Here is a 23,374-nt window from a genome sequence, read left to right on the forward strand (position 1 = left end):
GCTTCCTCGCCCCGGCCACCCAAACTCCGGCACCCAAGTCGTCCGTGCCCGCAGGCGAGGTGCTCTGTGCACATTTCTCTTCGTGCAAGCGCACAGCCCTGGAATGAGCGCGGACCCGACGCCGCTTTAAGCGGACGTTGACACTCGATAAGGCGTGGGTGGCTAAACCTACTATGTGGTTGGGCGAACGGGGCGTATGGACTGGACAACTTGGGGAACAATAGGCGACACCTTCGGAGGACTCTTGGGTGCGCTTGTGAACACCCTCCTTCTTGCAACAACGTTATGGCTTGCCATCGTCCGTCAACCGCGCATTGATCGCTCGCGCGCTGAAGAAATCGAAGCATCCCGGGTAATCGCATGGCCTGCCGAGACGTACCTACCGACCGAGCTAGAACAACAAGACGATCCGGGCCAAATCTCTGACGACGAGCCTGCTTACCATGGTGTGGTTCTTGCAAACACCTCGAAGAGCACGGTTCGAAATGTCGATATCAAGCTGACTATTCGGCACCCGAGCACAGCAACTGAGAAAACCTCTGGACCGGACTTCTCAACAATTTTAGGGAACCGAGAGCTCATTCTTCCGCCGGGGTCCTGGTTTGTCCCTATACAAGCTGACGAAAACGGGGGGCCCTACGAATGGAAGCTACCGATTCCTGTGGATACCGACGGCAAGCTTCAGGTTTCCATGCAGGGAAACCAGACCTACGACCTTCGCACGCAACAGCTTCGACAGAACGAAAGAGAAGTGTCCGCAGCTGGTGAAGCATTCGGAATCGGGTTCCTGCGTTTTACGCTTGACACCCAAACCTGGTGGCGAGACTCCGCCGGGTACCTCCGTCCGTTTTCTCACGTAGAGAAACGCAGCTGGCGCGCTCGACTAGCCCTGAGACTTGGCCGATCCCTAGCGCCTGGCTTTCCTGACCAACTCGATCAGTGGGAAGGTGAATTCAGAGCCTCTGAAGTGAAAAAGCGTGTAGTCGCTGTCGAAAGCAATGGTGCTGCACGCGAAGGCAACAAGATGATTGCTGATCGTATCTATAAGCACTATCGAGACCGAAACGCCTGGGCGGAACGCAACCAAGGTACTGGTGTGTTCGTACGTAAGAACCTTGCTGGCGGTCCGACCATTCGGCTCGCGGGGTCCGGACTCCGATTTCCGGATTCACTGACCGTAATGAATGGAGACGTTTACGACAAGGTGCTGTCTCGACGCGTGTTTGATGCCGTGCTAAAGGCGCTGCCATCCCCCAACTACACCAAACAACGACACTTGCGTGAGAAAACAGCCGAATTTTGGCAAGAGGAGAATAATTTTTCGGACCTAATCAAGGGCATCGATGCTGGCCTCGATGCTCTGGAGCTGGAATTTCGATCTTCGCGCGAGGATTAATATTTCACGAACGTCTACCCTCTCCCCTCTCGCGCCGAGTACGCCTCGTCGATCGCTGACCCGAGCCATTAGGCTTGCAGACCATCAAAAGCATGGATCGAGAAGCGGGATGCGTTAGGGCACTTTAGGCGTCACGGATGCACGCCCGCCGCGAACCTGGCCGTCAGCAGTTGCCCCGGCAATCAGGACCCGACACAACCGCCGGCACCCCGCATCCACCGAAACGGCCTTGAAGCTTTGTCACGGCGTCGGGCATGCAGGGTCCCATGGCCAATCGACCCGACGGCTTCACGTACGAGTTACTTCGCGGCGACGTCGTGATCAGCCATCATGGACGCCGGGCCGTCACCCTGCGAGGAGCCGCCGCCCAGCAGTTTCTGGCCGATGTACAGCACGAGCCTCAGCAGCTCATGGCGCGCATCACGGGGAACTACAAGCGTGGCAACGAGAGAGTCGCCAAGGAGCACCCGCGCAACCAGAGGCATTGAGCTGACAAGCCGAGCCGGTTTTAATGGAGGCCTCTGGCTTCCGGGTCTACGGCTCTTGCACGAGCCTCCGCAGAACTCCCTCGAGCGTGGCGCGCTGCTCCTCCTCGAGCGGGGCGAAGAGCTCTTCGAGCGCGTGCGTCGCAACGCGGTGTCCTTCTCGCAGCGCCTCCCGCCCCGCGTCGGTGAGGGCGTGTTCCATGCGCCGCCCGCGCCCTGCGGCGCGTGAGATGAGCCCTCGGTCGACGAGTCGGTTGGCCAGCGTGCCGAACGCCTGGTCGCTCTGAAATGTCGCAACCGCCAGATCGTGACCGGATGCGCTGGGCATGCGGTCGATCGCGCGCAGGGCGTCCCACTGAACCAGGCTCACCCCGACCTCGCGCAGGGCGGCATCCATCGTGCGGTGATTGCGGTACTGCGCCTGCTTGATCGCCTGCCCCAGCGATTCCAGATTCGTCGTCATCGTGTTAGCGTATCAACACCAGTACATAAACATATTGAGATAGGTGCATGATGACTGCCAAGCTCCCCCAGAACACACTCGCCGTCGAGTCCGGCGATCCGGATGCGCGCACCGCGTTGGTGCTTCACGGTGGCGGCGGACCCCAGACCGTCGCGCCGATCGCCGGCCACCTCGCCGCGACCATGCATGTTCTGGCCCCGACCCACCCGGGATGGAACGGCACGAGCAGGCCCGACGACATCGCATCCATCGCCCAGCTCGCGACCACGTACCTCGAAAACCTTCTCGAGCGCGGCGAGCGCGACGTCGTGGTGGTCGGGTCGTCGATCGGCGGCTGGATCGCACTCGAGATGGCGATCCAGTGCGCCGCCGACGAGCGGTACGCCGGTCTGGTCGGCGCCGTGATCGACATCGACGGCGTCGGCGCCGTCGTCGAGGGCGAGCCCGGCGCGGACTTCTTCGCGCTCGACGCCCGCCAACTCGCCGAGGCCGCCTGGCACAACCCCGAACTCGGATACAGGGATCCCGCGGCGTTCACCGACGAACAACGCGCCATCCAGCAGTCCAACGGAGAGACCATGGCCACAATCGCGGGGCGCGGCATGAGCGACGCGACACTTCTCGACCGCCTCGGCGCGATCTCCGTGCCGACGCTCGTCGTGTTCGGCGCCAGCGACCGCATCGTCACGCCCACCTACGGCCAGGCTGTCGCTCACGCCATTCGCGGTGCTGAGTTCGCCGTCGTCCCAGACGCGGGACACCTCCCCCACCTCGAGGCGCCGGATGCGACCTGGGCGGTCATCGACCCGTTCGTGAAGCGCATCCGGTGACCGGGCTGACGGCTCGATCGTTCAACGCGGCACCCACGAAGAACTGCTGGCAGCGGGAGGGCGCTACGAGGAATTGCACCGCACCCAGTTCGCGGTGCAGAAGAACGTTGCGGCAGAGGAAGAGGCGGTTAGCGGGAGCCAGTCGGGCATTCTGAATCCCTGACCGATCTGCAACCGCTAGTCGATCGGGGTGCGCACTTTGGTTGTCGCCAGGAACTTCTCGAGGTACTCCGCGACGCCGTCGTCGTGGTGACGGCCGGTGATTACAGTCGCGGCGCTCAGCACCGCGTCTTTCGCATTCGCAACGGCTACCGAAGTGCCGACCACGTCGAAGGCGGGCAGGTCGTTGTAATTGTCACCGAAGAAGTGGCAGTCAGCGAGCTCGACGCCGAGTTCATCCGCCATGGCAGCCAGCCCGGCACCCTTCGAGCAGCCCGCGTTCGCGATCTCCAGGTAGGTGTCTTTCGACCGGTAAGTCACCACATCAGGCCGCGCTGCGAGCAGCGCCTCCAGCTGTTCGATCAGCGCGGGATCGCCCATACACATGATCTTGTGCGGCGGAGCGGTGCGCATCCGGCCGCTCTCGAAGTACTCGGAGGCGAACTCGGGGTTGGGTGACACCCCGGTGTTGTTGGTCTCGCGATCGGCCCATTTGTCGTCCGCCCAGACGTACCAGTCCTCGCCGCTGTAGAAGCTGGCGTGCAGCTCGATCTCTCGGCAGGTCTTATAGATCAGCAGGGCGTCATCAGGCAGGATCGGCACATCGAGCGCAACGGAAGCATCGCTGCGCAGAACGATGCCGCCGTTGTAAGCGATGAGCGGAACGTTCGCGCCACCGTACAGAGCTTCGAGAATACGCATGGATGCAGGCATGCGTGACGAGCAGAGCACAAAAGTGTGCCCGGCATCGGTGAACTGACGGATGGCGCGAATCGTTCGCTGAGACAGCGTGCGCTCCGCGTTGAGAAGCGTTCCGTCGATGTCGGAACAAAATACGGCCACAGGATCTCCTCGGTTGGGGCGGTTAGTTAGTGGGTGGGATCGCGGTCGGCCAGCGGGTGCCGTCGTTGCTTCGTGCATCGGTGAAGATCGTGCCCCGCACGACGCAGTCTCGCAGGTCTGCATCACGCAGGTCGGCACCGGTGAACTTCGCATCACTGAGGTCGGCGCCGCGGAGATCCGCCGAACGGAGGCTCGCGCCTGAGAAGTTGGCAGCAATAGCCTTGCTGGCACGCAGATCAGAGTCGTCGAAGATCGCTTTCACGGCCGTGACGGCTCCGAGGCCTGCGCGCCGTAGATTCGACTTCGAGAAATCGGTGCCAGTGACGTCGGCTCGGTAGAAAACCGCTCCTTCCATCGAGCAAGCCACCAGCGTCGAGCTGGAGAGGTCAGTGTCAGAGAAGTTGGCCCCGTCGAACGCGGATTCGCGGGCGGAAATGCCTGTCGCCCGTGCGCCCACCACAACGGTATTGGTGAAGTTCACGTCGCCCATCCGCGCTCCATCGAGCGAGGTATTGGTGAGGTTGGCTCCTCGAAAGTCCGAACGATCCAAGACCACGCCGGTGAGGTCTGACTCGTGCAGATCGCGGAAGGAGAACACGAGTCCCGAGAGCACCCTTCCTCTCAAGCGCAACCCGGCCAGATCCGGCGTATCGAGGAGGCTCTGTAAAAAGCGACGTTCCTCGGCAGCCTTGTCCTGAGCCCCTTCGATGCGCATGGTCACGAGCTGCTCAACGGCGAGGAGAGCGAGGCCGATGCCCGCACCGACGGCCAGACTGCTGCCGATATCCGTGTATTTGTCTCCGCTGCTGGGTCCGATGGACCACAGAACGATCCCGAGCGCCATCACGACGACGCTGACAGCACCGATGATCACTAGTGGGTCGCTGAGGCGCCGGGGGCGCGTGCGGTTCATACTTCGGTCCCGACAGAACCCGACACCTTGGGTCCGCCGATAGATGGGCTTCCCTCGACGGAGGCGGCAGCCGGAGTGATTGGAACACGGAGACGATCGGCCCGATCATGCTCACCGTTCGCATCGAGTTCACCCGCGATTACCTCGAACAGCTCGGCCTGCTCAAGCGACCGCTTCGCAATCGCGCTCTCGAAGTGCGATTGCGCCGCGTCGAATGCTCCGAGGCGGTAGGCGATCTCGCCCAAGACCATTTCGGTTTCGTGGGTTCCTTGCGCAAAACCGATGATTCGGTGCAGTTTGAGCGCCCGAGACGCGATGCCTCGAGCCTCGATCAGTTCGGCCTCCGATTCGGTCGACGCCATCATGATCGTGGCCTGGTACTGCAGCGCGATCGCCTCTGAGCGCTTCGATCCCACCTGCGCACTCCAGGCGGACACCCGGGCGACAATCTCGAGAGCCTTGTCGACGTTCCCCGTGAGGCGCAGGGTTTTGGCGTAGGGTATCAGCCACCGATGATGGGAGACGCGTCCGTCGACGCACTCGATGGATTCGCTGTAGAGCCGCACCGCTGCATCGAGATCGCCGTCGACCCGTGACATCTTCGCCTTGTTGCGCAGCACGCGTGCACGGAGCGGGCCGGTCGACCCCGCCGGAACGAAACGCAGCGCCTTGTCGACGTAATGCACGTACTGCTGCCGGTGCTTCTCCGCTTGAGCGGGTTCCAGCCCGGCCAGCCGCTCATAGCGACGACCGTGCAGCTCGGCCAGATCGCACGAAACCTCGCAGATCATGTCGCTCTGATCTGTTTTCTCTGCGAGCCGCTCGCAATCCAGATAGGTCATCAGGGCCTGCTCGATGTCACCGTCGAAGATCTGCGCGTCACCCAAGAAGTTGAGTGCCGTCGCTCGGATATCGGATGGCACCTGCTCGCCGACTAGCTGCTGCAAGAGCGTGCCAGCCTCTTCGGTCGCGTTCGCCGATATGAGGGCGCTCGCAAGCTCGAGCTGGATGGACTGACGTGAGTCGTTCTCAAGCAGCACCGCACCTGCGGATGCGGCAAGTGCCTTGGTGAACAGCTGTACAGAATCCTGTGCCGACCCGGTGGCCTGCGCATTGCGGGCCGCGCGCAGGAGGTAAGGAAAGGCCTCGGCCAATTTGGCAGCCAGAAAGAGATGTTCGCCGATCAGGGCATCCCAGTCCTCATTGGTGGTTCCGACCATCGCCGAGAGCACGAGTGCGACCTGCCCATGGATGCGACGCTTCCGCAACCCGCTCAATGACTCGTAGAGCACGTCGCGGATCTTGCCATGCGAGAACTCGAAAGACTCGTCGTCGTCTCGGAGTTCACGAATGAGTTCGAAACTGAGATAGCGCTCCAGATGCAGCAGAAGGTCATCCTCCCCTGACGCGGTGAGTTTCTGCAGCACTTCGAACGCGAAGCGCCGACCCACCACAGCGGCGAACTCCAACTCGCTGCGCTGCTCCGGATCGAGCATGTCCAGCCGTGACGCGATGACATCCTCCACGGAGGGTGGGATCGCCCAGAGTTCCACCTGTCCGGCGAAGCGCCAGGCGCCGTCGACCTGCACCAACTGAGCCGCGCTGCCGTCGGTCGCCGGATCGCGGAGCACCCGGAGCAACTCGCGGATGAACAACGGGTTGCCCTCGGTCTCACGGTACAGCTTCTCGTAAAAGGCGAGCGGCAGCTCGGTCTCGCCCTCGAGCATCACGTCGACTAGATCGTCGATCGACGAATCGGAAAAACCCGTGACACTCACAGAGGTCAGCACGCCTTCCGCGCGCCGCGCCGACGTGGTGATCGACTTCAGCGGATGGCTCGGGCTCACTACAAGATCGCTGCGGAAGGCGCCCAAGATGACGACCGGCCCCTCGCTGATGCGCGAGATCAAGCAGAGGAGGGCGTCGGCGCTACCAACGTCGAGATGCTCCAGATCATCGATGAACAGAAGCAGCGGTTGCGCGTCGGTCGATTGGAATTTTCCGACGATGACATTCGTGAAGGTGGCGACCAGCGCCTCTCGGCGACTTGCCGGATCTGCCGTCACCGAGTCGCTTACGGCAGCCATCTCGGCCTGAGGAGAGTCCGTGCCAAACATCACGGCGATCGTCTCGGCGACCGGCCGCCCGTCGCAGAGTTGACGAACGAGCTCTCGCACGGGAAAGAAGCTCATGCCCTCGTGAAAAGGCTCGCACGCGATGCGGTGGGTGGCGAAGCCAAGTCGTTCTGCTTCGGCGATTGCCGACTGTGCGAGTGCCGACTTGCCAACGCCGCTGTGCCCGCCAAGCAGGGCAACCGCTCCAGATGACCTGCTGCCGCCTTCGCTCACTCGGGTGAGCACCGCGCGAAGTTGCGCGAGCTCCCGCTCGCGCCCGAACAGGCCCGTTTCGCGCACCGTTGCGATGACACGCCCCTATTCTCTCGCTGTCGTCGAATCGCGACGCCGGCGCAGGCACGAACACAGCCCCCGTACCGCGACCATACACGCGCCGGACGACCCATGCACCCCCTCGAAAGCGGGCCACCCGAGATGAGGGATCACGCCCGCTTACGAGCAAGCAGCAGTGCACCGGTAGAGAGCAGAAGCAGCATGATCCCGACCGCGACCAGCGGCCACAGCCAGATTTCCCCCGGGGGCACGATCCTCATCTCCTGAGCCACGGCCACCGGTTCACCATCGGTCTCGAAGCCGAATACCACTACGTGATGCTCTCCGACCGGAACGTCGGCCGGAATCCGGAAGGTCTCTGCAACGCCGCCGAACTCATCAGCGACCGCGGTGCCGAGAACGGTAGGCGAGGAGTCGAGTCGCACCACCGCCTGCGATCCGGGTGACAGTCCACTCCGCCGAACGGTGACGCTACCTCCTGCCGACGCTGCGGCGTGATCTGGCACCAGCAGGTTGGTGGCCACCGTCTCTATCCAAGGAACCTCGTTGCCCACAAGATCAGGATTCCAGGTGGGGACGGCGTTGCTAGTCACCTTGCGTGCCGCCCGCGATTTCGACCACGCGCTGATCGCCCGGGCCATGGCGGCATGGCCGTCTCGATTCGGATGCAGCAGTCCGCTCTTCCCGAGCAGCGCGGAGATGTGCAGGGTGGAGACTTTGTCCCAATTGTCGAAGACGGCGTAGCTCTGGGAGCCGCCTTCGCAGATCGTGTGGTCGGGCTGGAACGCGTCGACAACATCCGGCACCACGTAGACCGGATGCCCCTCGTTGCGCACCGTGTATGCGGCCAATTGCACGCTTGTGTTCAGGGCGTCGAAGAAGTCGTTGAGAAAAGCCACCTCTTCGGCACTGATTCCCACGAAGCAACCACCGGGCGCTTCCTGCCCCGACGACGTCTCAGGAAGTATGCGGGGGTAGGGAATGAGTACGATGGGCGCCACCTTGCCGCCGCGATTGCGGCGCGCAGACGCGTCGTTGACGGCCGAGTCCACCGCGCGGAGAACGTCGGCCACGTCGGGCTGAACGGCCAGCGCACGTTCGATGGCCGCGGTGCGGTTGTCCTTCAGCCCCTTCCAGTCGAGTTGGATTCCGTTGTCGCAGCTCACCGGGCCGAAGATGCACGCCGTGGCGATGTCAGCGAAACCGGCGTCGTTGCCGCCGATACTGAGCAGCACGGCCTGCGGCGGCGCCTTGGAGAGAGCGGACGCTCGAAGTACTGTCAGCTGTGGTGGCACATCGGCGTCGCCGGAGTGCTGGGAGTTGAAGAAGTCGCTGGTCACGGCTCCTGAACAAGCGATGAGGTCGACATTCTTCATGGTCCAGATTTCGGCGGCGTAGGTCGTGTCAGAGCGATGACACTTCGAGCCGTCCCCACCATCTGTGCCTTCGATATAGCTGCCCGCGCCCTCGCCAGAGGAGTATGAGTCGCCGACGACCGCGACTCGGGTCACCCCGTCGAAGAGTGCCCCCAGCGCGCTTTGGCCCAGGGTGTCGGAGATGGTGCTTTTTCCGTGCAGAAGCTGCGGGCGGGCGTTGCGGGCGGTGACCGACACATTCCAGGTCGCGGGTCCGAGGAGCGAGTCATCCGGTCGCACGTCGAACGACACGACGCGTTCGTCGCCCACACCGAGGTTGCCGAGGAATCGCACCGGGCGTGTGACGAGCACCGAACCGGCGGTTTCATCGTCGAGGGCGAGGCTGAGCGACACGCGTACGTCAGCGGCGGGAACCCGGCCGCTGCTGCGGACCGTGACCTGCATTGTTCCTCCGGGCGCGGCCCCTGTGCCACTAACCACTGAGAACGACTCCGAGCCGCTGACACTCACGCTCGTGCGGGCGAGAGCGGCGCCGGTGATGGCGTCGATCAACTCGTCGCCGTCGTCGACACCTACGTAGCGGCCGCCGGTGGCGTCGGCGATGCAGCGGAGTTCGTCTTCGCCCGGGCCGTCGATCTGTAGGCCGACCGTATTCACCTGCACGTCGATGCCCGCCGCCCTGATGTCGCCCGCTACCTCGCACGGTGGAGTGCCGCAGTTCGACTCGCCGTCGCTGACGAGCACGATGACACCGATGGAGTCCTCGCCGTAGCGGTCGGTGATGGCCTGACTGGCCCGCAGCAATGCCGGCCCCGTGGGAGTGTCGCCATCCGGCGTCATACGCCTGATCTGAGCGGATGCCTGTGCCGGGTCGAGATCAGCGAGGGGCGTCTCGATACGGCCGGTGGAGCATCCGTCGACCGTCGGGGCGTCCCGACCGGGATACGCGATCATGCCGTAGGGCTGACCGGCACCGAGGGCTGCCACCAAGTCGAGCAGCGCCGCTTGGGCTGAGTCGATACGGCGCCCGCCGTTGCCGAGCACGCTGTCGATCTCGTCATTCATGGAGCCGGAGGTGTCGAGCACCACCATCATGGGAGTGTGCTCGCCGAACGGGTCGGAGGTGGAGTTGTTGTCGGGGGTGGCTACAGGGGCACCGACTGCTATCGAGGCGGGGGTAGAGCCCATCGCCAGAACGAGCGAGATGGCGACGACTGCACCTGCCAGGCCCGCCGGCCTTCTCACGTGCCCGCCCGGATCAGCGCGACCTCGTCCGGGGTCGCTCGCACGATGCCGTTGCCGAGCACAGCCGTCGGGCCGTTGGCCGCACCAGACACCACGAGCTTCAGACGCAGAACGTTGCGCACGTCGACACTGATCACGCTCGATTTGCCGAACTCGATCGGCTGATCCACCAGCAGCACGCCGTCACCGAAGATCTGGAGTCGAGCAGCACCCTGTTCGGCGGAATCCAGCGCGCCGACCGTTGCCTCGAGCACCGACGCGTGACGGCCGAGGTTCCACTCGGCCGAGGTATCGCCCGTGCGCGAACGGCACGCGAGGCTGTCAGAGATGTCAGTGCCGTTGACCGTGCCCTGCGATACGACGGAGCATCCTTGACCGCCGACCCGATCGAGGTCGCCCAGTGCCAGGGCGACGCCGGCGTCGGCGACGGTGAGCTCGACCACTCGGTCGAGCGGCGAGCCGACAGATGGCGAGACCGCGAGCACCGTGCCGTCGGCCGCGCCCGGCTGCACGGAGCGGAGAACGGTGACGATGGCACCAAGTTGCTCGAGCGCGGTGCGGGCATCGGCGGAGGTTGACCCGACGACGTCGGGAACCGTGCTCGCAGTGGAGAGCGTGAGGGTCACGCCTTCGGCGGCATCGCTCGATCCGGCCGGCGGCTGCTGGCCCACGACAAGCCCGGCTGCTCCGGCTGCCGCTTGTTCGGCGATGGTCACGTCGGACGCGAGACCGGAATCGGAGAGCGCGCGCCTGGCCGACTGCTCGTCGAGCCCCAGCAGATCGGGCATCGTCGGGGCGATCGCGTCTTCAGGCGAGCTAGGCACATTGACGAGTAACCCGTCATCGGACGCCGCGACCACCGTGCGAGGAAACACCAGCTGGCCCACCGCAAAGCCAATCAGCAGGATGCCGATCACGGAGACGAAGACAGAGACGAGAACGATGGGCCGACGACGCAGGCCCATCCAGTCGCGGAGCCGTTGTACACGTGCCCTCATCCGTTTGAGTGCCACTGGACCCCCGCCTGGTCATCTACGTCGTCACTCGCCGACGGATTCTCACACTAGAAGACAAAGCGTCCGCCCTGCGCACCCCCCTTCGGGTGGGCCGGGGGATATCACCAGCCACCCGTGCAACTATGTCGGTCCGTTCCGGCGAGACGGGACGATCTTTCGCTCGGGTGGCGTATCACCCACTCCGTCGCCTCGTTTGGGCTTTCCGGCCGACCAGCTTGGCAAGGTGCTGCGCTGGCTCGAGAACTACGCCAAGTGGTGCCCGACTACCAGCACACGTTCAGCACCAGACGCACAACGTCGCTGTTGGCCGACACGTCGACTTTCTAGCCGACAGGCACTTCCGATGCCTGCTCACGCCGGCTCGGGTCTGGATGCCGGACGGGCGACGGATCAACCGTGCGGCTCGGCCGCATCCGGCTCAGCAGAAGCCGTCGACCCGGGTTCTCGACCAGCCGGTGCAGCAGCGCTGCTGCGACCAGGGCGATGGCCAGCGCCCCGATCACGTGAACGATCGATACGACGGCACTGGGGTTCTCATAAGCGCCCGGTACGAGCGCGACGAAACTCTGAATGATCAGCAGGTGCACCAGGTAGAAGGGGAACGAGAGGGTTCCCAGAGTTGTGAGTGGTTTCGTGGCGAGAATGGTGGGCCGGCCCTCTTGGTCGGCGCGGGCGAGCGCGGCGATCAGCAGGCAGAACCCGACGATGGTGAAGCTGGCGATGCGCAGCGGGCTGTCTGGAAAGCTCTGAGCCGCGGCATACCCCGCGATGGCCACCGCTAGGGCGGGCACGAGGCGAGGTCCGCGCCATATCTTCTTGGCCATGAGCTGGGCGAGTACGACGCCCAGCACGAACTCGGGCAGCCGCACGATGGGCGAGCTGTTCGGCGAGATCTGCGGCAACAGCGCAGAGACGATCGGAGACGTGGCAAGTACAAGAATCACGGTCGACACGGCAGCCGAGATGAGCGCCCTGCGACTGAGGGCGCGCACCCCGACGATGATCAGCGGGAACGCCAGATAGAAGAAGGCCTCGCACACCAGCGACCAGCTCACCGGATTGCCCGCCTGCCACCAATCGGCGTTCCAGGAGCTCGTGAGCGTGGCATTCGCGAACAGCGCCCACGGATCGCCGGTTGCTATCTGCGGAAGCACCGTGGCCGACAGCAGCAACGCCGCCGCGAGCGCCACGACATGGAGCGGGTAGATGCGCGCGACCCTATGCCACCAGAAGCTCCGCGCCGACTGGTTCGGCTTGTGCGACCACGAGAGAACGAAGCCCGACAAGACGAAGAACAGCGAGACCCCGATGGCCCCGGCCCCGAAGACGCTGGTCATGGCCGATTGCGCGTTGCCGCTGAAAAGACCGGCATTTCGCACGTGGTACGCGAAGACCACAAGAGCCGCGAGCCATCGAAGACCCGTCAGCGACGGCAGCGGTTGAGCGCGAATAACGGGCGCGGGCGTAGTGGCGATGGGGTCCTCCAGACGGCGCCGGGCGAATGGCGTACCTTGAGCAAACCCAACCCAGTGTTGCGAGATCGTCTGGGAGAACCCTCACTGTGCGCGGCGCTTCAGCATCCGCGCGCGGGGCGGTGTCACGGCACGAGAACGATTCGGCCGAAGACCGAGCCGGCATCCATCTGCCTGTGCGCCTCGACGGCCTGGTCGAGCGGAAGAACCTCGTGAACGACCGACCGCAGCCGCCCGTCGGCCGCAGCCGCGAACTGCTCAACACGCACCTCGTCGCGCAGAGAAACGGGAACGGTGTCGAGGCTGAACGTCGCGAACGAACGCGACTTCTGAAACGCGCGCAGCAGGTGCATTCCGAAGTCGGCGGGCGGCATTCCCGCCACCATGCCCACCGTGACCATACGGCCGTTCGGTTCGAGCCTGTCGAAGAACGTCGGCATCTGCTCGCCACCGACGATGTCGAAGATCACGTCGAAAGATCCGGATGCCGCGGGGTCACCATCTCCGGCACGGTCGAGCACGTGGGTTGCACCCAGTTCGCGCAACCGTCGCCCGCGCTCGGCGCTCGACGAGGTGACGGCAATGACGTTGGCGCCACCCTGGGCGGCGAGCTGCACTGCGGCGATGCCGATGCTGCCGGCTGCGCCTCGAATGAGCACAGACTCGCCGGCCGCGAAGTGCGCGTGGGCCAGTCCGAAGTGCGCCACGGGTGCGGCGCTCCCGAGCGTGACGGCGTCGACCGGCGACAGCCCATCCGGAAGCGGCACGACGTTGCCGATCGTCGCGACCGCCCGCTCGACGTAACCGCCCCCGGTGCCGGTGAAGGCCCACACCCGCCGGCCGATCCATGAGGCGTCTACATCTGCGCCGACCGCGCTCACGAGCCCTGAGACTTCGCTGCCGGGAATGTGACCTTCGGTAAATCCGTAGCCGCCGAGAGTGCCTCGGCGAATCACGGCGTCTACTCCGCCGACTCCGATCGCCGAGCTGTCGATCACCACCTCGTCTGCGGCCGGCGTCGGGTCGGGTACGTCGATCAGGGCCATGCCGGAGGGATCTCCGAAGCTCTGGATTACTACTGCTCGCATCATGTCTTCCTTCGTGCCATTGCGTTTCGCGTTACCCTCGAAAACGTAACGGACGCCCCCGTCCACTTGACCGAAGTGAGAAATGTGGCCGAGCAATTGCCTCATCTCCTGCGCTCCGACGCGCAAGACAACCGCGACAGAGTTCTGGATGCCGCGCGCGCCTTATTCTCGGAGCGCGGGCTCGACGTGCCGATGCGCGTCATCGCTCGCGAAGCCGGAGTCGGGCCCGCCACACTGTATCGCCGGTTTCCAACGAAGCAGACGCTGGTCGACGAGGCCTTCATCGATGAGCTAGCGACCTGCCGGCGAATCGTCGAAGAGAGCTGCGCAGACCCAGACCCGTGGCGGGGCTTCGCGTCCGCCATCGAGAGGCTGTGCGTCTTGAATGCCCGCAATCAGGGCTTCGTGAACGCGTTCATGTCGGCAAACCCCGAGGCCGAGATGTTCACCGAGCATCGAGTATCGCTGCAGCGCCAGCTGGCCCACCTGGCCCAACGCGCGAAACGAGCCGGCGCATTGCGCCGCGACTTCGTTATGGACGACCTGGTGCTCGTCCTCCTCGCCGGTCGGGGGTTGTCATCCGTACTTCCTAGCTCGCGAGAAGCACGCGCTCTGCGCTTCGCTGAGCTTGCGATCGATGCGTTCCGCGAACGCGGCGAGGGCATCTCCGTAGGGCAGCGGCGCCGTTAGTCACTCGCTGTGCTGCAACTGCGATCTCGTCCCTACTGTTGAAAACCTTAATCAATATAGCTAGATTAACCTTATGGAGCCCATCCGACGAGTCACGGAACCAACGATCGACGTTCTCTCGGTGATGCTCGAAACTCCCCATCCGATCTGGGGGCTTCTCATAGTCAAGAAGTGCGATCGACTTCCGGGTACGGTCTATCCGATTCTGGAACGACTGGAACGCCAGGGCTGGATTGTGTCGACCTGGGAAGACGATTCAGAACGGCAGGGTCCGCGGCGGCGTCTTTATGAGTTCACCGCTGAAGGCGAATCGGCAGCTCGCGAGTTATGCCTGGCCTTCACCGAGAAGCGGCGGGCCACCAACCAAGCGCCCGCGACCGGAAAGCTGGCGCTGTCGTGAACCGGTTGGAGCGCTCGCTGATCAGGGCCGCCGTACTATTCTCGCCGCGCTCATGCCGCGAGACACGACGAGAGCAATGGCTAGCCGACTGTCGCGATGCCAGTGAGCTCGGACTCTCGCCCATGAGCGTGGCCGCTGGCGCGTGCCTGACCGCGCTGAGAAGTCGGGGCACCCGCGCCGAATCATCGGCCCAGGCCGCGAACGAAACAGGAGAAACAACAATGAAGATCGCGAACGCTCGACCCCGGGCCATCATCACAATCGCCAGCGGAGTCGTCGCAGCTTCAGCTCTGCTTTCAGGCGGCGTACTTGCCGGCACCGGATGGCTCGGCGCCCAAGTGCAGGCGGTGGAACGGACATTGACGGCCAATGGCTCCACTGGCCCCGTCACCATCTCCAATGACACATCGACGCCCGAATGGGTGGACGTGAGCACTCTGACGGTCGTCGGAAAGATCGACCCGGCAACCGGCGAGACTGTCCCCGTCACGCCCTACCACCCAGCGACTATCCCCCGGCCGGCCCAGCCATCGCAGTCGACCCCTGCTGGCTGACCGCTCCGGGTCGCATCCGCCAGAGCGAGCAGCCGCGCTGACGCGCACTTCGCCGTTCCCTGCGCCCATAAGCGCCTCGCCCAGTAAATCTGCTGCGGGCCAGTCTGGACCGTGCGTATACAGTTGCCGGGTGCTACGACAGAAAGTCGAACGACGGAATCGGGCCTGGAGGCTCTTGGCCGGCGCCGCGCTTCTCAGCGTTGCCTTGCCCCTCAGCGCCTGCTCGACGGGCGCAAGTCAACCTTCGCCGTCTCCGAGCTCTTCGGAGGATGCTGCCGTTGGGGCAGAGCCCATGGTCCGAATCTCGTTCGCGTTGGATGGGGAACAGCATGAGGTCGCCGGGGTACTGACGCAACCCCTGTGCGATTGGGACGGGTACATCACCGTCCTCGGAGGAAATGACTCGCGAAAATCCACCGGCGTGATGTTGACGCTCGAGAAGTCGGACGACTCATTCGTCTCGGGCTGGGTGGGGGCAGACGATTTCGCCGCCAACTTCCAGGGATACGGGCAAGTGGTTATCACTCGCGACGGCGACGAGTCCGTGCTGTCGGTTTCCGACCTCGAAGGATCCGCGACCGTAGCGCCCCGAGGGGCGGACCCGGAGGAGACCTTCAACGAAGCGATTGATGGCGGCCAGCGCGTCGACGCGAGCATGTCTTTCGTAGCGCGGTGCCCGAACCCCTGATGTGACCACGGCTGTCGGGTGCGCTTGCCACGTGAGACCAGATCGGCCGCGTCGGCAAAGGCTCTCAAGCTATCCAGTCGCCGTGCGGATGCGCACCTCGCGTTCCATGCGCTTCTCGTGCCGCTCCCGGCCCTTGACCGCCTCGAGCTCCCGGCTCTTGGGAGGCGCGTTCGTCACCAGACCGTCGAGCAGTCGCCGCGTTGCGTCTGCGATCTCATCGATGGCCCGCTCGAACGCTTCGGTGTTCGCACGTGAAGGGTGGGTGGACCCGCTGACCTTGCGCACGAACTGCAGCGCGGCCTCGCGCACCTCATCGTCGTTGGTCGGGGGTTCGAAATTGTGGAGTACTCGGATGTTCCTGCACATGCGAGCGAGATTACTCCTGGCCCTTAAGCCCGCCTAGAGCGCTGCCTGAATCAGCCGGATGTTCTCGCCGAGAACTCCCGACGCCAAGAGTCCGGTGCCGAGCGGGCCCGACGAATCCGTGCCGAGCAAAGGCAGTTGTTGCAGCGCCTGGCGCACCGGCTCGCTCATGTGCTCGAGCTGCCAGGCGATCTCAGCCGCGCCACCGGCATCCGGGTCAGCAAGGCCAGCAGCCTTCGCGGCGTAGGCGGCCGCGCCGAGCGCGTGCGCACCCATGTGGGCGACACCAGATGCCTGTCCGGCCGCCCACGCGGCGGCTTTCGCCGCGGGCGAGCTCACCACCTGCGCCGCACGGTTGGCCACGAGGCGACGACGGATCTCGCCGGCTGTGTCGAGCTCGCCGCGAGCGTATGCGCGCGACCGGGCGATCGCATCCCGCGGCCTGTCTTCGTCGGGGGCCTCCGCCTCGAACACAGGCAGAACGCGCTCGGCGCAGTCGGCAGCCCAGGCAGCGACGAGTCGACGATCGCTCTCGGTTAGCGATTGGGGAGAAGCCATAGCAGCACTGTGGCACATCTGGCCGAACACAGGCGGGTACGGCCCCTCGCGTGGATGCGGACCCGGCTCACCGTCTCGAGGGGATCACGATCGCGGTGACCGCCGCGCCGACAGCCAGGATGGCCGCCCCGATCCAGGTCGCTGCCTGAAGTCCAGCAGCCGTAGCTTCGACTCCTTCCAGGCTGGATGTCGTTGTCGTCCACGTCGCGAGCCCCACGAGCACTGCGAGCCCGAGAGCCGTACCCACCTGCTGGATCGTGGACATCAGCGCGGAGGCAACGCCCTGCTGATCTGACGGCACACCGGCTCCTGCCGCGGCGAACAGCGTGGCAAATCCCACGGCCTGTCCGATCCCGAGCAATGCGGTCCACGCGACGACGACCCAGAGAGGTGTGTCTGCGTGCAGAGCGGAGGCGAACCCAGCATTGCCGACCGCCGCGATGAGGAGGCCGACGATCAGTGCACCGCGCACTCCAAGCCGGTTCAGCGCTGCTTTCGCGAGATTCGATGCCAGAAGCGCAGTCACTCCCCAGGGAAGGAACGCCAACCCGGTGAGCAGCGCCGAGGCACCGAGCACGCTCTGGGTGAAGACCGTGAACACGTAGTAGCTAGTGCCGATGGAACCCATGAACAGAACCATGGCGATCAAAGAACCGGTGAGAGTCCGACTACGAAACATCGTCAGCTGCAGCAGCGGATACCGCGCAGTCTTCTCTCGCACGACGAACGCGATCAACAACAGGATGCCGGCAACCCCCGCGACAAGGACGCTCGCGTCGATGCCGCGGTTGGGTAGCTCCGCGAGGGCGAACACGATCGCCGCGACTCCAAGCGCCGCAAAGATCGCGCCCGGAAAGTCCAGCGATCGACGATGCGCCGGTCGATCCTCGCGGGAGGTCGCGCGCCACGCAACAACCAGTCCGATCAGCGCCAACGGAACGAGGAGGAGGAAGATCGCCCTCCAAGTGAAGAACGCCATCAGAACTCCGCCGAGCGCCGAGCCGAGCGCGAGTCCCACCGCTCCCGCCGACGACCAGATCGCCAGGGCGCGGAATCGTGCGGGGCCCTCGTCGAAAGAGACCGCGATCGTTGCGAGTACGGCGGGCGATATAAGCGCGCCACCCGCGCCCTGCAACACGCGGCCGATGAGCAGAACGACCGCGCCCGGGGCAAGAGTCGCCACCAAGGAGCCAGCGGCGAACAGCGCGAGGCCGAGCAGGATCATCCGGCGCGGGCCGAACACATCACTCAAGCGGCCGCCGACGAGCAGCAAGCCGCCGAAAGCCAGCGCATAGGCGCTCACCACCCACTGCAGCGCAGACTCGCTCATTCCGAGTTCGGCTCCCATGTCGGGGAGGGCGACGAGCACGATGTTGTAGTCGACGGCGAGCAGAAACTGTGCGAACGCGAGCACAGGCAGAAGCAGCGGATGCCGTCTGGTCAGGATTTGAGACAAAGGAAACACCTTTCAAATAGAGTGGTAAATCACTCACTAAGACAATGAAGAACTATGGGGTCATCGAAGGATGGAATTGCGCCGCTAGTGAGGCAGGAGGCGTTGCAGCGCCCCGCCCTCAACGTCGGCGCCGATTCCTGCGGCTCGCAGCGCATTCGCATACTGCGACCAGGCGAAGTAGGAGCGGATCTCCTCATCATTCAAGCCGCGAGAAGAGAGGTAGTCGGCCTGGTCGCTGTAGCACTGACGCACGGCCACGCCGATGGGCTCGACATTCGACGCCGCCGACGCGTGCAGCAGAACCTTGCCGGCATCGCTGCCGCCAGTGCGCTCTGTCGAGCTCGGAGAAAGAAGGGCCTGCAGCGCATCCTCGCGAGGGGTTTCCGCGAGGATGCGGTCGATCTCGTCGCGGAAGAGATTGTGAATCTCGCCGATCACCGCGACGAACAGCTCCTCTTTGTTCGCGAAGAGGCGATAGAGGTATGCCTGAGAGATGCCCGCGTCGCGCGCGATCTCAGTGGTGTTCGTTCCCCAGTAGCCAGTGCGACCGAAGGCCTGCGTGGCCGCCGAGAGCACGTCTGACCGTCGAGCGTCAGCGGTACTGAGGATGCGTTCTTTAGACATGTGAGTAATCTACCACTCATTGAACGTCTACGCATCAGACGCGTAGGCGCGGACCGCTTCGACGATGGGCACCTGCCCTTCATTCAGCTCGAGGATCTGCCTGTCGATGGTCGAATCGAACACCAACTCCTCGAGAACAGCTGCCACGTCGTCGCGGGGTATTTCGCCGTGCTCCTCGGCGGGGCCTAGCGAGACTTTTCCCGTTCCAGAGTCATCGGTCAGCAGGGATGGCCGGAGGATCACCCAATTGATGTCTCGACGGGTCAATCGAACCTCCGCTCTCTTCTTGACCGCAAAGTAGTGCTCCTCGTCGTCGCTGAGCGATCGCTCACGCCACGCCTCGGGCAGAACGGATAGAAGGATCAGCCGCATCCCGCGAACGCGCTCGACCGCCTCCGCTACACGGCCGAGAGCGACGAGGTCGATGTCATCCGTCACGCCCTGGGGGCCAGCGTTCGAGCCCGCCGCGTAGACGACCACATCGCAGTTCGTGATCATCGCCTCGAGCTCCTCTGTGGTCGCGGTTGCGAGATCACCGACCACTGTCGATATCTCGGCCCCCTCGAGAGTCGCGGCTTGCCGCGGCGTGCGCACCAGGCCAGAAACAGGCACCCCTCGAGCTCTGAGGCGACTCGCAAGAAGTCGACCGACCCTGCCCGTGATGCCGAAGATGAAGACGCGCGGAGCCACGGGTCGGCTTGCTGATCTATCCAATGCCTGTCTCCGTTTCGTTAAGCTACCTTTAGTAGAAACAGCAACCTACCAAAGGTAGCTAATGACCATCGAAGCAATTGCGTCGCACGAGGAACCGCCAAAGCGGCGTCTCTCCTGGCAAGCTCGCCACGAGGATCTGCTGGAGAAGGGGCTCTCCATCGTGCGGGAGCTGGGGGTGGATGCCTTGACGCTCGGCGTTCTCGCACAGCAGGCAGGAGTGTCGAAACCTGTTGTCTACGACCACTTCGAAACTCGTTCGGCATTGTTGACCGCCCTCTACCGCTGGGTCGATGCGGAACGAAAACGGGCGTTCCAAGACGGGATGGCCCAGGGTGATCTCGCATACGAAGCAACGATCGACGCTCTCTCCTCCACGTACATCCGGTGCGCGACCGATGCGAGCAGTGAGTTCTTCGCGATCGGGGCCGCGATGAGCGGCAACGAAGAGCGGGCGCGCATCTATCGTGAGCTCGTAGACACGGGAGTGCAGATGTTCGAGGCCGTTCTTCGACCTCATGTGGGTATGCCCGATTCGGAGCTGCAGCTTTTCTGCGTTGCGCTGGTGGGCGCTGGAGAATCTCTGTCGACCTCGGTTCTCGAAGGAGCAACCTCGGAGGCCGACGCTATCGCGACGTACTCCCAGCTGATCGCGCAGGCAATGACCCATTCGTGCTCAGCCGCGCCAGGCTCCTCGATCGACTCCACGGAACTGACCGCTGGATCGGCGGCCGCACCATCGACACCCATGTGAAGAACCTCCGCGCGAAGATCGAGGACGACCCGCAGAACCCTGCTCGACTCGTCACTGTCTACGGGGTCGGGTACACGCTCCAGGCGGGCTGAGCTGCACACGCGAGTCGACCGATAACGAGGCGTTTTCGGCACTCATTCGGGCGGCGCAGCTCATCGGCGATGTGTATACTGAACATGTTCACCGAACACGTTCACTAAACGCGCCTCTCCAGGAACCCCATGCCACCATCTCGCGCCGAGCTTCGGCAGGCCACGCAAGAACGAGTACTCACCGCCGCCGACAGCCTCTTCCGCGAGCGCGGATTCGATGCGACGACCATTCGAGACATCGCCGAGGCCAGCGGCGTGAGCGTGGGATCGGTCATGGCGTCGGGCGACAAGAACGCTCTCCTGGTTCGGGTCTTCGACTCCCTCATCGAGAAGGGCCACGCCCAACCACCCACCGTCGTGGGCCGAGGCGATTCGTGTGCCGACGGCATCCTGAACCTGGTGCGACCCTTCGTGGCGTTGTTCACCAGTCGCCAAGACCTGTCGCGCATGTACGCCTCGATCCAGGCCTCGGGAAAAGAACCGTCGCCGCTGTTCACGCGCCTAGCCGCGCTGCTCGTTGAGGAGATCGGCGCGACCATCAGCGCGCACGGGTGCACCGACCCCGCTGCGATCGCGGGCACCGCTCAGGCGATCTACTTCGCCTACATCGGCACCCTGTTCAGTCGGTCGGCGCAACAGACGATCGACGAGAGCGAACTCCTCGCCAGCCTTCGCGACACGTTCACGTCGATCTGCGCCTGCGCCTCGGGCGCCCATACCTCTCAGGAGTTCGCACCATGACCCTTCTCCCCGCCGTGTGGTGGCCGACGGCGCTTCTCGCGCTGGTGCTTCTCGTCGATGTGGCCATGTCGATCCGCCCTCCGAAGTTCATTCGCGACTGCCTCAGCGGCGTCAATCTGCCGAGGGAGTGGTGGTGGATCCTGGTCGTCATCAAGACGCTCGCCGTGGTCGGCCTGATCGTCGGCATCTGGATGCCCGGGGTCGCCTTCAGCGCAAATGTGGGCGTGATCGTCTACTTCTGCTGTGCATCCGTCGCGCACATCAGAGCACGGAATACCACACAGGCATTCTGGCTGAACTGCCTAGGAATGCTCGCGTTCTCTGTCGCCGTACTCGTGCTGTCTCTGACGCTCTAGCGTCGGGCATCTGACTCGCCTGCCGAGTCTCCCCAGAAATGTGGCCCAGAACTCGCCGCACGCCAATAAAGTCATGGCATGGCATCACCCGAGGTTGACCAGATCATCGCCGCCTTTCCCGACTGGCGCGGCGACACGCTCTCGCGCATCCGGGGCCTGATCGTCGAGGCCCTGCCCGACGTGATCGAAGAGGCCAAGTGGAAGAAGCCCACCAACCCGCTCGGCGTCGCCACCTGGAGCCTCGGCGGCCTCATCTGCACCGGCGAGACCTACAAAGACAAGGTCAAACTCACGTTCCCTAGGGGCTCGTCGATCGCCGACCCCGAGGGGCTACTCGCGGTGGGCGCGGGCGTGCGGCGGGCCATCGACATCCGCGAGGGCGAGACACCGGATGCGGATGCGTTCCGCGCCGTGATCCGCGCGGCGGCTGCGCTCAACACTGCTCCGAAAGCCTGAGCCGCCGACTCGCGCCGCTCTAATTCAGGAGAAGTGGGCAGAATCGGACCGTTTCGCACGTCGAGTGTCGGTTCTTCCTGCGGTAGAGCGCGCCTCACCAACGCGCCTCACTCTGCACGCTGAGCCGCCGAAACCCAGCCAGACACCTCGGTCTGCTACGGTCATCCCCGATAGCGCCTAGGGTTCCGGAGCAGCAGTGCTCGCCTGGTCCGAGCGGCGCCACGGCCGAAGCCCATGCAACGACCGTCATCTGACAGGACAAAAGCCCGGAGGACCCTGCTTTGTCGCGCCCCGCGACAGGTAGAAGGGTCTGCCCGTGTCTCCGTTCGCCGTCTTCATCGTTCTCTCCGCCGCCGTCTGCCACGCCGCCTGGAACATCGTCGCTCATGGCGTGAGCCGCATCGGCATGCCGTTTCTCTGGTGGTCGGCGGTCTTCAGCACTGTGCTGTGGGCCGGGGTCATTCCCTTCACCGGCGGGCTGGGCACCCCCGACATCGGCGCCTTTCTTCTGGGAGTCGGCGTCTCGGGAGTGGTGCACGTGGCCTACATGCTGGTGCTGCAACGCGGTTACGCTGTCGGCCGCCTCTCGACCGTGTACACGACAGCGCGGGGAACGGGGCCCACGATCAGCGTGATCGTGGCCGTTGCGCTTCTGGGCGAGCGCCCGTCGTGGGTCGCGCTGGTGGGAGTCGCGGCCATCCTGCTCGGCGTCGTGACCGTCGGGCTCGTCGACCGCGAGCGGGGCGAAAACCGGATGCCCGGGGCGCGTCGGCGACTCGACCCCGGCATCGTCTTCGGCCTGCTCACGGGCGTCGCCATCGCGACGTACACGATCTGGGATGCCCATGCGGTTCGCGAGTTGGGCCTTGCACCCGTGGCCTTCATGGTGGGCTGCACGCTGATCGAGATTCCGATCTACACGGCCGCACTCGGCCGTCGCCGCCGCGAACTCGCCACCGTCTTTCGGCAGCACTGGCCGCGACTCATCGCCTTCGGAGTGCTCTCGCCGCTGTCGTACATTCTCGTGCTGGTGGCGATCACCATGGCTCCCGTCGCGCTCGTCGCTCCGATGCGCGAGATCAGCGTGATTCTGGTGAGCCTCTTCGGCGTCGTCGTTCTGCGAGAGGGGCGAGCCGCATGGCGGATCGCGGCCTCACTGATCGTCGTCGCCGGCGTTGTACTGCTCGCGATCTGAGAGGCGAGCGTGAGATAGGCATACAACACATGAACTTAACTT

General features: G+C 64.3%; 26 protein-coding genes. 13 read left to right on the forward strand and 13 right to left on the reverse strand.

Features of this window, described 5'->3' with window-relative positions; all coding sequences use genetic code 11:
- Positions 1 to 256 precede the first annotated feature (256 nt).
- Both B9Y86_RS17380 and B9Y86_RS14310 read left to right on the forward strand, forming a co-directional pair.
- Positions 257 to 1,396, forward strand: coding sequence for a hypothetical protein (locus B9Y86_RS17380; protein WP_139824920.1), 1,140 nt, complete (start codon positions 257 to 259; stop codon positions 1,394 to 1,396).
- A 266-nt stretch (positions 1,397 to 1,662) separates the two neighbouring features.
- The gene (locus tag B9Y86_RS14310) at positions 1,663 to 1,884 is read left to right on the forward strand and encodes a hypothetical protein (RefSeq protein ID WP_085487587.1); all 222 of its coding nucleotides are present in this window, start codon (positions 1,663 to 1,665) and stop codon (positions 1,882 to 1,884) included.
- A 46-nt stretch (positions 1,885 to 1,930) separates the two neighbouring features.
- Here the strand turns inward: B9Y86_RS14310 and B9Y86_RS14315 are convergent, their stop codons facing one another.
- Complete coding sequence (locus B9Y86_RS14315; RefSeq protein WP_085487285.1) at positions 1,931 to 2,344, reverse strand: MarR family winged helix-turn-helix transcriptional regulator; 414 nt, start codon at positions 2,342 to 2,344, stop codon at positions 1,931 to 1,933.
- Positions 2,345 to 2,391: 47 nt separating this feature from the next.
- Between B9Y86_RS14315 and B9Y86_RS14320 the strand changes: the two genes are divergently transcribed.
- Positions 2,392 to 3,174 carry an alpha/beta fold hydrolase gene (locus B9Y86_RS14320; protein ID WP_244894773.1) on the forward strand — a complete coding sequence of 261 codons (783 nt, stop codon included), beginning with the start codon at positions 2,392 to 2,394 and terminating at the stop codon, positions 3,172 to 3,174.
- Positions 3,175 to 3,351: 177 nt separating this feature from the next.
- Here B9Y86_RS14320 and B9Y86_RS14325 read toward each other — a convergent pair whose 3' ends face one another.
- The 7 genes from B9Y86_RS14325 to B9Y86_RS14355 form a co-directional block, all read right to left on the reverse strand.
- Positions 3,352 to 4,176: a Cof-type HAD-IIB family hydrolase gene (locus B9Y86_RS14325; protein ID WP_176223370.1), complete on the reverse strand. Its 825-nt coding sequence runs from the start codon at positions 4,174 to 4,176 to the stop codon at positions 3,352 to 3,354.
- A 22-nt stretch (positions 4,177 to 4,198) separates the two neighbouring features.
- Complete coding sequence (locus tag B9Y86_RS14330) at positions 4,199 to 5,089, reverse strand: pentapeptide repeat-containing protein (protein WP_085487289.1); 891 nt, start codon at positions 5,087 to 5,089, stop codon at positions 4,199 to 4,201.
- Positions 5,086 to 7,503 (reverse strand): ATP-binding protein, encoded by a 2,418-nt coding sequence (locus tag B9Y86_RS14335; RefSeq protein WP_176223371.1) that lies wholly within the window; start codon positions 7,501 to 7,503, stop codon positions 5,086 to 5,088. Before B9Y86_RS14335 ends, B9Y86_RS14330 begins: the two co-directional genes overlap by 4 nt.
- 143 nt (positions 7,504 to 7,646) lie before the next feature.
- Complete coding sequence (locus tag B9Y86_RS14340) at positions 7,647 to 10,118, reverse strand: VWA domain-containing protein (protein WP_085487293.1); 2,472 nt, start codon at positions 10,116 to 10,118, stop codon at positions 7,647 to 7,649.
- Positions 10,115 to 11,116: a PASTA domain-containing protein gene (locus B9Y86_RS14345; RefSeq protein ID WP_085487295.1), complete on the reverse strand. Its 1,002-nt coding sequence runs from the start codon at positions 11,114 to 11,116 to the stop codon at positions 10,115 to 10,117. The genes B9Y86_RS14340 and B9Y86_RS14345 overlap by 4 nt, the downstream gene beginning before the upstream one ends.
- A gap of 341 nt (positions 11,117 to 11,457) precedes the next feature.
- Positions 11,458 to 12,675 (reverse strand): acyltransferase family protein, encoded by a 1,218-nt coding sequence (locus B9Y86_RS14350; protein WP_085487298.1) that lies wholly within the window; start codon positions 12,673 to 12,675, stop codon positions 11,458 to 11,460.
- Between the two features lie 56 nt (positions 12,676 to 12,731).
- The gene (locus tag B9Y86_RS14355) at positions 12,732 to 13,694 is read right to left on the reverse strand and encodes a zinc-dependent alcohol dehydrogenase family protein (RefSeq protein ID WP_085487591.1); all 963 of its coding nucleotides are present in this window, start codon (positions 13,692 to 13,694) and stop codon (positions 12,732 to 12,734) included.
- A gap of 75 nt (positions 13,695 to 13,769) precedes the next feature.
- On the opposite strand from B9Y86_RS14355, the gene B9Y86_RS14360 reads away from it, so the two are divergent.
- The 4 genes from B9Y86_RS14360 (at position 13,770) to B9Y86_RS14375 (ending at position 16,026) form a co-directional block, all read left to right on the forward strand.
- Positions 13,770 to 14,384: a TetR/AcrR family transcriptional regulator gene (locus B9Y86_RS14360; RefSeq protein WP_085487300.1), complete on the forward strand. Its 615-nt coding sequence runs from the start codon at positions 13,770 to 13,772 to the stop codon at positions 14,382 to 14,384.
- Positions 14,385 to 14,457: 73 nt separating this feature from the next.
- Positions 14,458 to 14,784: a PadR family transcriptional regulator gene (locus tag B9Y86_RS14365; protein WP_085487302.1), complete on the forward strand. Its 327-nt coding sequence runs from the start codon at positions 14,458 to 14,460 to the stop codon at positions 14,782 to 14,784.
- Between the two features lie 221 nt (positions 14,785 to 15,005).
- Positions 15,006 to 15,338 carry a hypothetical protein gene (locus B9Y86_RS14370; protein ID WP_085487304.1) on the forward strand — a complete coding sequence of 111 codons (333 nt, stop codon included), beginning with the start codon at positions 15,006 to 15,008 and terminating at the stop codon, positions 15,336 to 15,338.
- Between the two features lie 292 nt (positions 15,339 to 15,630).
- A complete protein-coding gene (locus B9Y86_RS14375; protein ID WP_085487306.1) occupies positions 15,631 to 16,026 on the forward strand; it encodes a hypothetical protein in 396 nt (131 codons plus the stop codon).
- Positions 16,027 to 16,095: 69 nt separating this feature from the next.
- On the opposite strand, the gene B9Y86_RS14380 is transcribed toward B9Y86_RS14375, so the two are convergent.
- The 5 genes from B9Y86_RS14380 to B9Y86_RS14400 all read right to left on the reverse strand — a co-directional run bounded on the left by B9Y86_RS14380 (position 16,096) and on the right by B9Y86_RS14400 (position 19,741).
- On the reverse strand, positions 16,096 to 16,392 hold the full coding sequence (locus B9Y86_RS14380) for a DUF2277 domain-containing protein (protein WP_055856803.1): 297 nt from the start codon (positions 16,390 to 16,392) through the stop codon (positions 16,096 to 16,098).
- A gap of 33 nt (positions 16,393 to 16,425) precedes the next feature.
- Positions 16,426 to 16,947: a putative immunity protein gene (locus B9Y86_RS14385; protein WP_085487308.1), complete on the reverse strand. Its 522-nt coding sequence runs from the start codon at positions 16,945 to 16,947 to the stop codon at positions 16,426 to 16,428.
- Between the two features lie 67 nt (positions 16,948 to 17,014).
- On the reverse strand, positions 17,015 to 18,403 hold the full coding sequence (locus B9Y86_RS14390) for an MFS transporter (protein ID WP_176223373.1): 1,389 nt from the start codon (positions 18,401 to 18,403) through the stop codon (positions 17,015 to 17,017).
- Between the two features lie 84 nt (positions 18,404 to 18,487).
- Positions 18,488 to 19,027, reverse strand: a complete 540-nt coding sequence (locus tag B9Y86_RS14395) for a TetR/AcrR family transcriptional regulator (RefSeq protein ID WP_085487312.1) — start codon at positions 19,025 to 19,027, stop codon at positions 18,488 to 18,490.
- A 27-nt stretch (positions 19,028 to 19,054) separates the two neighbouring features.
- Positions 19,055 to 19,741: an NAD(P)H-binding protein gene (locus B9Y86_RS14400; RefSeq protein ID WP_217809212.1), complete on the reverse strand. Its 687-nt coding sequence runs from the start codon at positions 19,739 to 19,741 to the stop codon at positions 19,055 to 19,057.
- Positions 19,742 to 19,802: 61 nt separating this feature from the next.
- Between B9Y86_RS14400 and B9Y86_RS17785 the strand changes: the two genes are divergently transcribed.
- The 6 genes from B9Y86_RS17785 (at position 19,803) to B9Y86_RS14430 (ending at position 23,332) form a co-directional block, all read left to right on the forward strand.
- Positions 19,803 to 20,492, forward strand: coding sequence for a TetR/AcrR family transcriptional regulator (locus B9Y86_RS17785; protein WP_085487314.1), 690 nt, complete (start codon positions 19,803 to 19,805; stop codon positions 20,490 to 20,492).
- Positions 20,411 to 20,584: a winged helix-turn-helix domain-containing protein gene (locus tag B9Y86_RS17790; protein WP_244894775.1), complete on the forward strand. Its 174-nt coding sequence runs from the start codon at positions 20,411 to 20,413 to the stop codon at positions 20,582 to 20,584. Before B9Y86_RS17785 ends, B9Y86_RS17790 begins: the two co-directional genes overlap by 82 nt.
- Positions 20,585 to 20,713: 129 nt before the next feature.
- Entirely contained in the window at positions 20,714 to 21,325 is a 612-nt protein-coding gene (locus tag B9Y86_RS14415; protein WP_085487318.1) for a TetR/AcrR family transcriptional regulator, read from the forward strand.
- Positions 21,322 to 21,681: a DoxX family protein gene (locus B9Y86_RS14420; RefSeq protein ID WP_085487320.1), complete on the forward strand. Its 360-nt coding sequence runs from the start codon at positions 21,322 to 21,324 to the stop codon at positions 21,679 to 21,681. Before B9Y86_RS14415 ends, B9Y86_RS14420 begins: the two co-directional genes overlap by 4 nt.
- Before the next feature lie 78 nt (positions 21,682 to 21,759).
- Positions 21,760 to 22,137 carry a DUF1801 domain-containing protein gene (locus B9Y86_RS14425; RefSeq protein WP_085487322.1) on the forward strand — a complete coding sequence of 126 codons (378 nt, stop codon included), beginning with the start codon at positions 21,760 to 21,762 and terminating at the stop codon, positions 22,135 to 22,137.
- Between the two features lie 316 nt (positions 22,138 to 22,453).
- Complete coding sequence (locus B9Y86_RS14430; protein WP_085487324.1) at positions 22,454 to 23,332, forward strand: EamA family transporter; 879 nt, start codon at positions 22,454 to 22,456, stop codon at positions 23,330 to 23,332.
- Positions 23,333 to 23,374 lie beyond the last annotated feature (42 nt).

Source organism: Agreia pratensis (assembly GCF_900177685.1).
Lineage (GTDB): Bacteria > Actinomycetota > Actinomycetes > Actinomycetales > Microbacteriaceae > Agreia > Agreia pratensis.

Excerpts from the sequence above, each read along its gene's own strand:
- B9Y86_RS14310 (WP_085487587.1), top strand. The coding sequence starts at position 1,663 with ATGGCCAATCGACCCGACGGCTTCACGTACGAGTTACTTCGCGGCGAC.
- B9Y86_RS14315 (WP_085487285.1), bottom strand. The coding sequence starts at position 2,344 with ATGACGACGAATCTGGAATCGCTGGGGCAGGCGATCAAGCAGGCGCAG.
- B9Y86_RS14320 (WP_244894773.1), top strand. The coding sequence starts at position 2,392 with ATGATGACTGCCAAGCTCCCCCAGAACACACTCGCCGTCGAGTCCGGC.
- B9Y86_RS14330 (WP_085487289.1), bottom strand. The coding sequence starts at position 5,089 with ATGAACCGCACGCGCCCCCGGCGCCTCAGCGACCCACTAGTGATCATC.
- B9Y86_RS14345 (WP_085487295.1), bottom strand. The coding sequence starts at position 11,116 with ATGAGGGCACGTGTACAACGGCTCCGCGACTGGATGGGCCTGCGTCGT.
- B9Y86_RS14355 (WP_085487591.1), bottom strand. The coding sequence starts at position 13,694 with ATGCGAGCAGTAGTAATCCAGAGCTTCGGAGATCCCTCCGGCATGGCC.
- B9Y86_RS14365 (WP_085487302.1), top strand. The coding sequence starts at position 14,458 with ATGGAGCCCATCCGACGAGTCACGGAACCAACGATCGACGTTCTCTCG.
- B9Y86_RS14370 (WP_085487304.1), top strand. The coding sequence starts at position 15,006 with ATGAAGATCGCGAACGCTCGACCCCGGGCCATCATCACAATCGCCAGC.
- B9Y86_RS14375 (WP_085487306.1), top strand. The coding sequence starts at position 15,631 with ATGGTCCGAATCTCGTTCGCGTTGGATGGGGAACAGCATGAGGTCGCC.
- B9Y86_RS14380 (WP_055856803.1), bottom strand. The coding sequence starts at position 16,392 with ATGTGCAGGAACATCCGAGTACTCCACAATTTCGAACCCCCGACCAAC.
- B9Y86_RS14385 (WP_085487308.1), bottom strand. The coding sequence starts at position 16,947 with ATGGCTTCTCCCCAATCGCTAACCGAGAGCGATCGTCGACTCGTCGCT.
- B9Y86_RS14395 (WP_085487312.1), bottom strand. The coding sequence starts at position 19,027 with ATGTCTAAAGAACGCATCCTCAGTACCGCTGACGCTCGACGGTCAGAC.
- B9Y86_RS17785 (WP_085487314.1), top strand. The coding sequence starts at position 19,803 with ATGACCATCGAAGCAATTGCGTCGCACGAGGAACCGCCAAAGCGGCGT.
- B9Y86_RS14415 (WP_085487318.1), top strand. The coding sequence starts at position 20,714 with ATGCCACCATCTCGCGCCGAGCTTCGGCAGGCCACGCAAGAACGAGTA.
- B9Y86_RS14420 (WP_085487320.1), top strand. The coding sequence starts at position 21,322 with ATGACCCTTCTCCCCGCCGTGTGGTGGCCGACGGCGCTTCTCGCGCTG.
- B9Y86_RS14425 (WP_085487322.1), top strand. The coding sequence starts at position 21,760 with ATGGCATCACCCGAGGTTGACCAGATCATCGCCGCCTTTCCCGACTGG.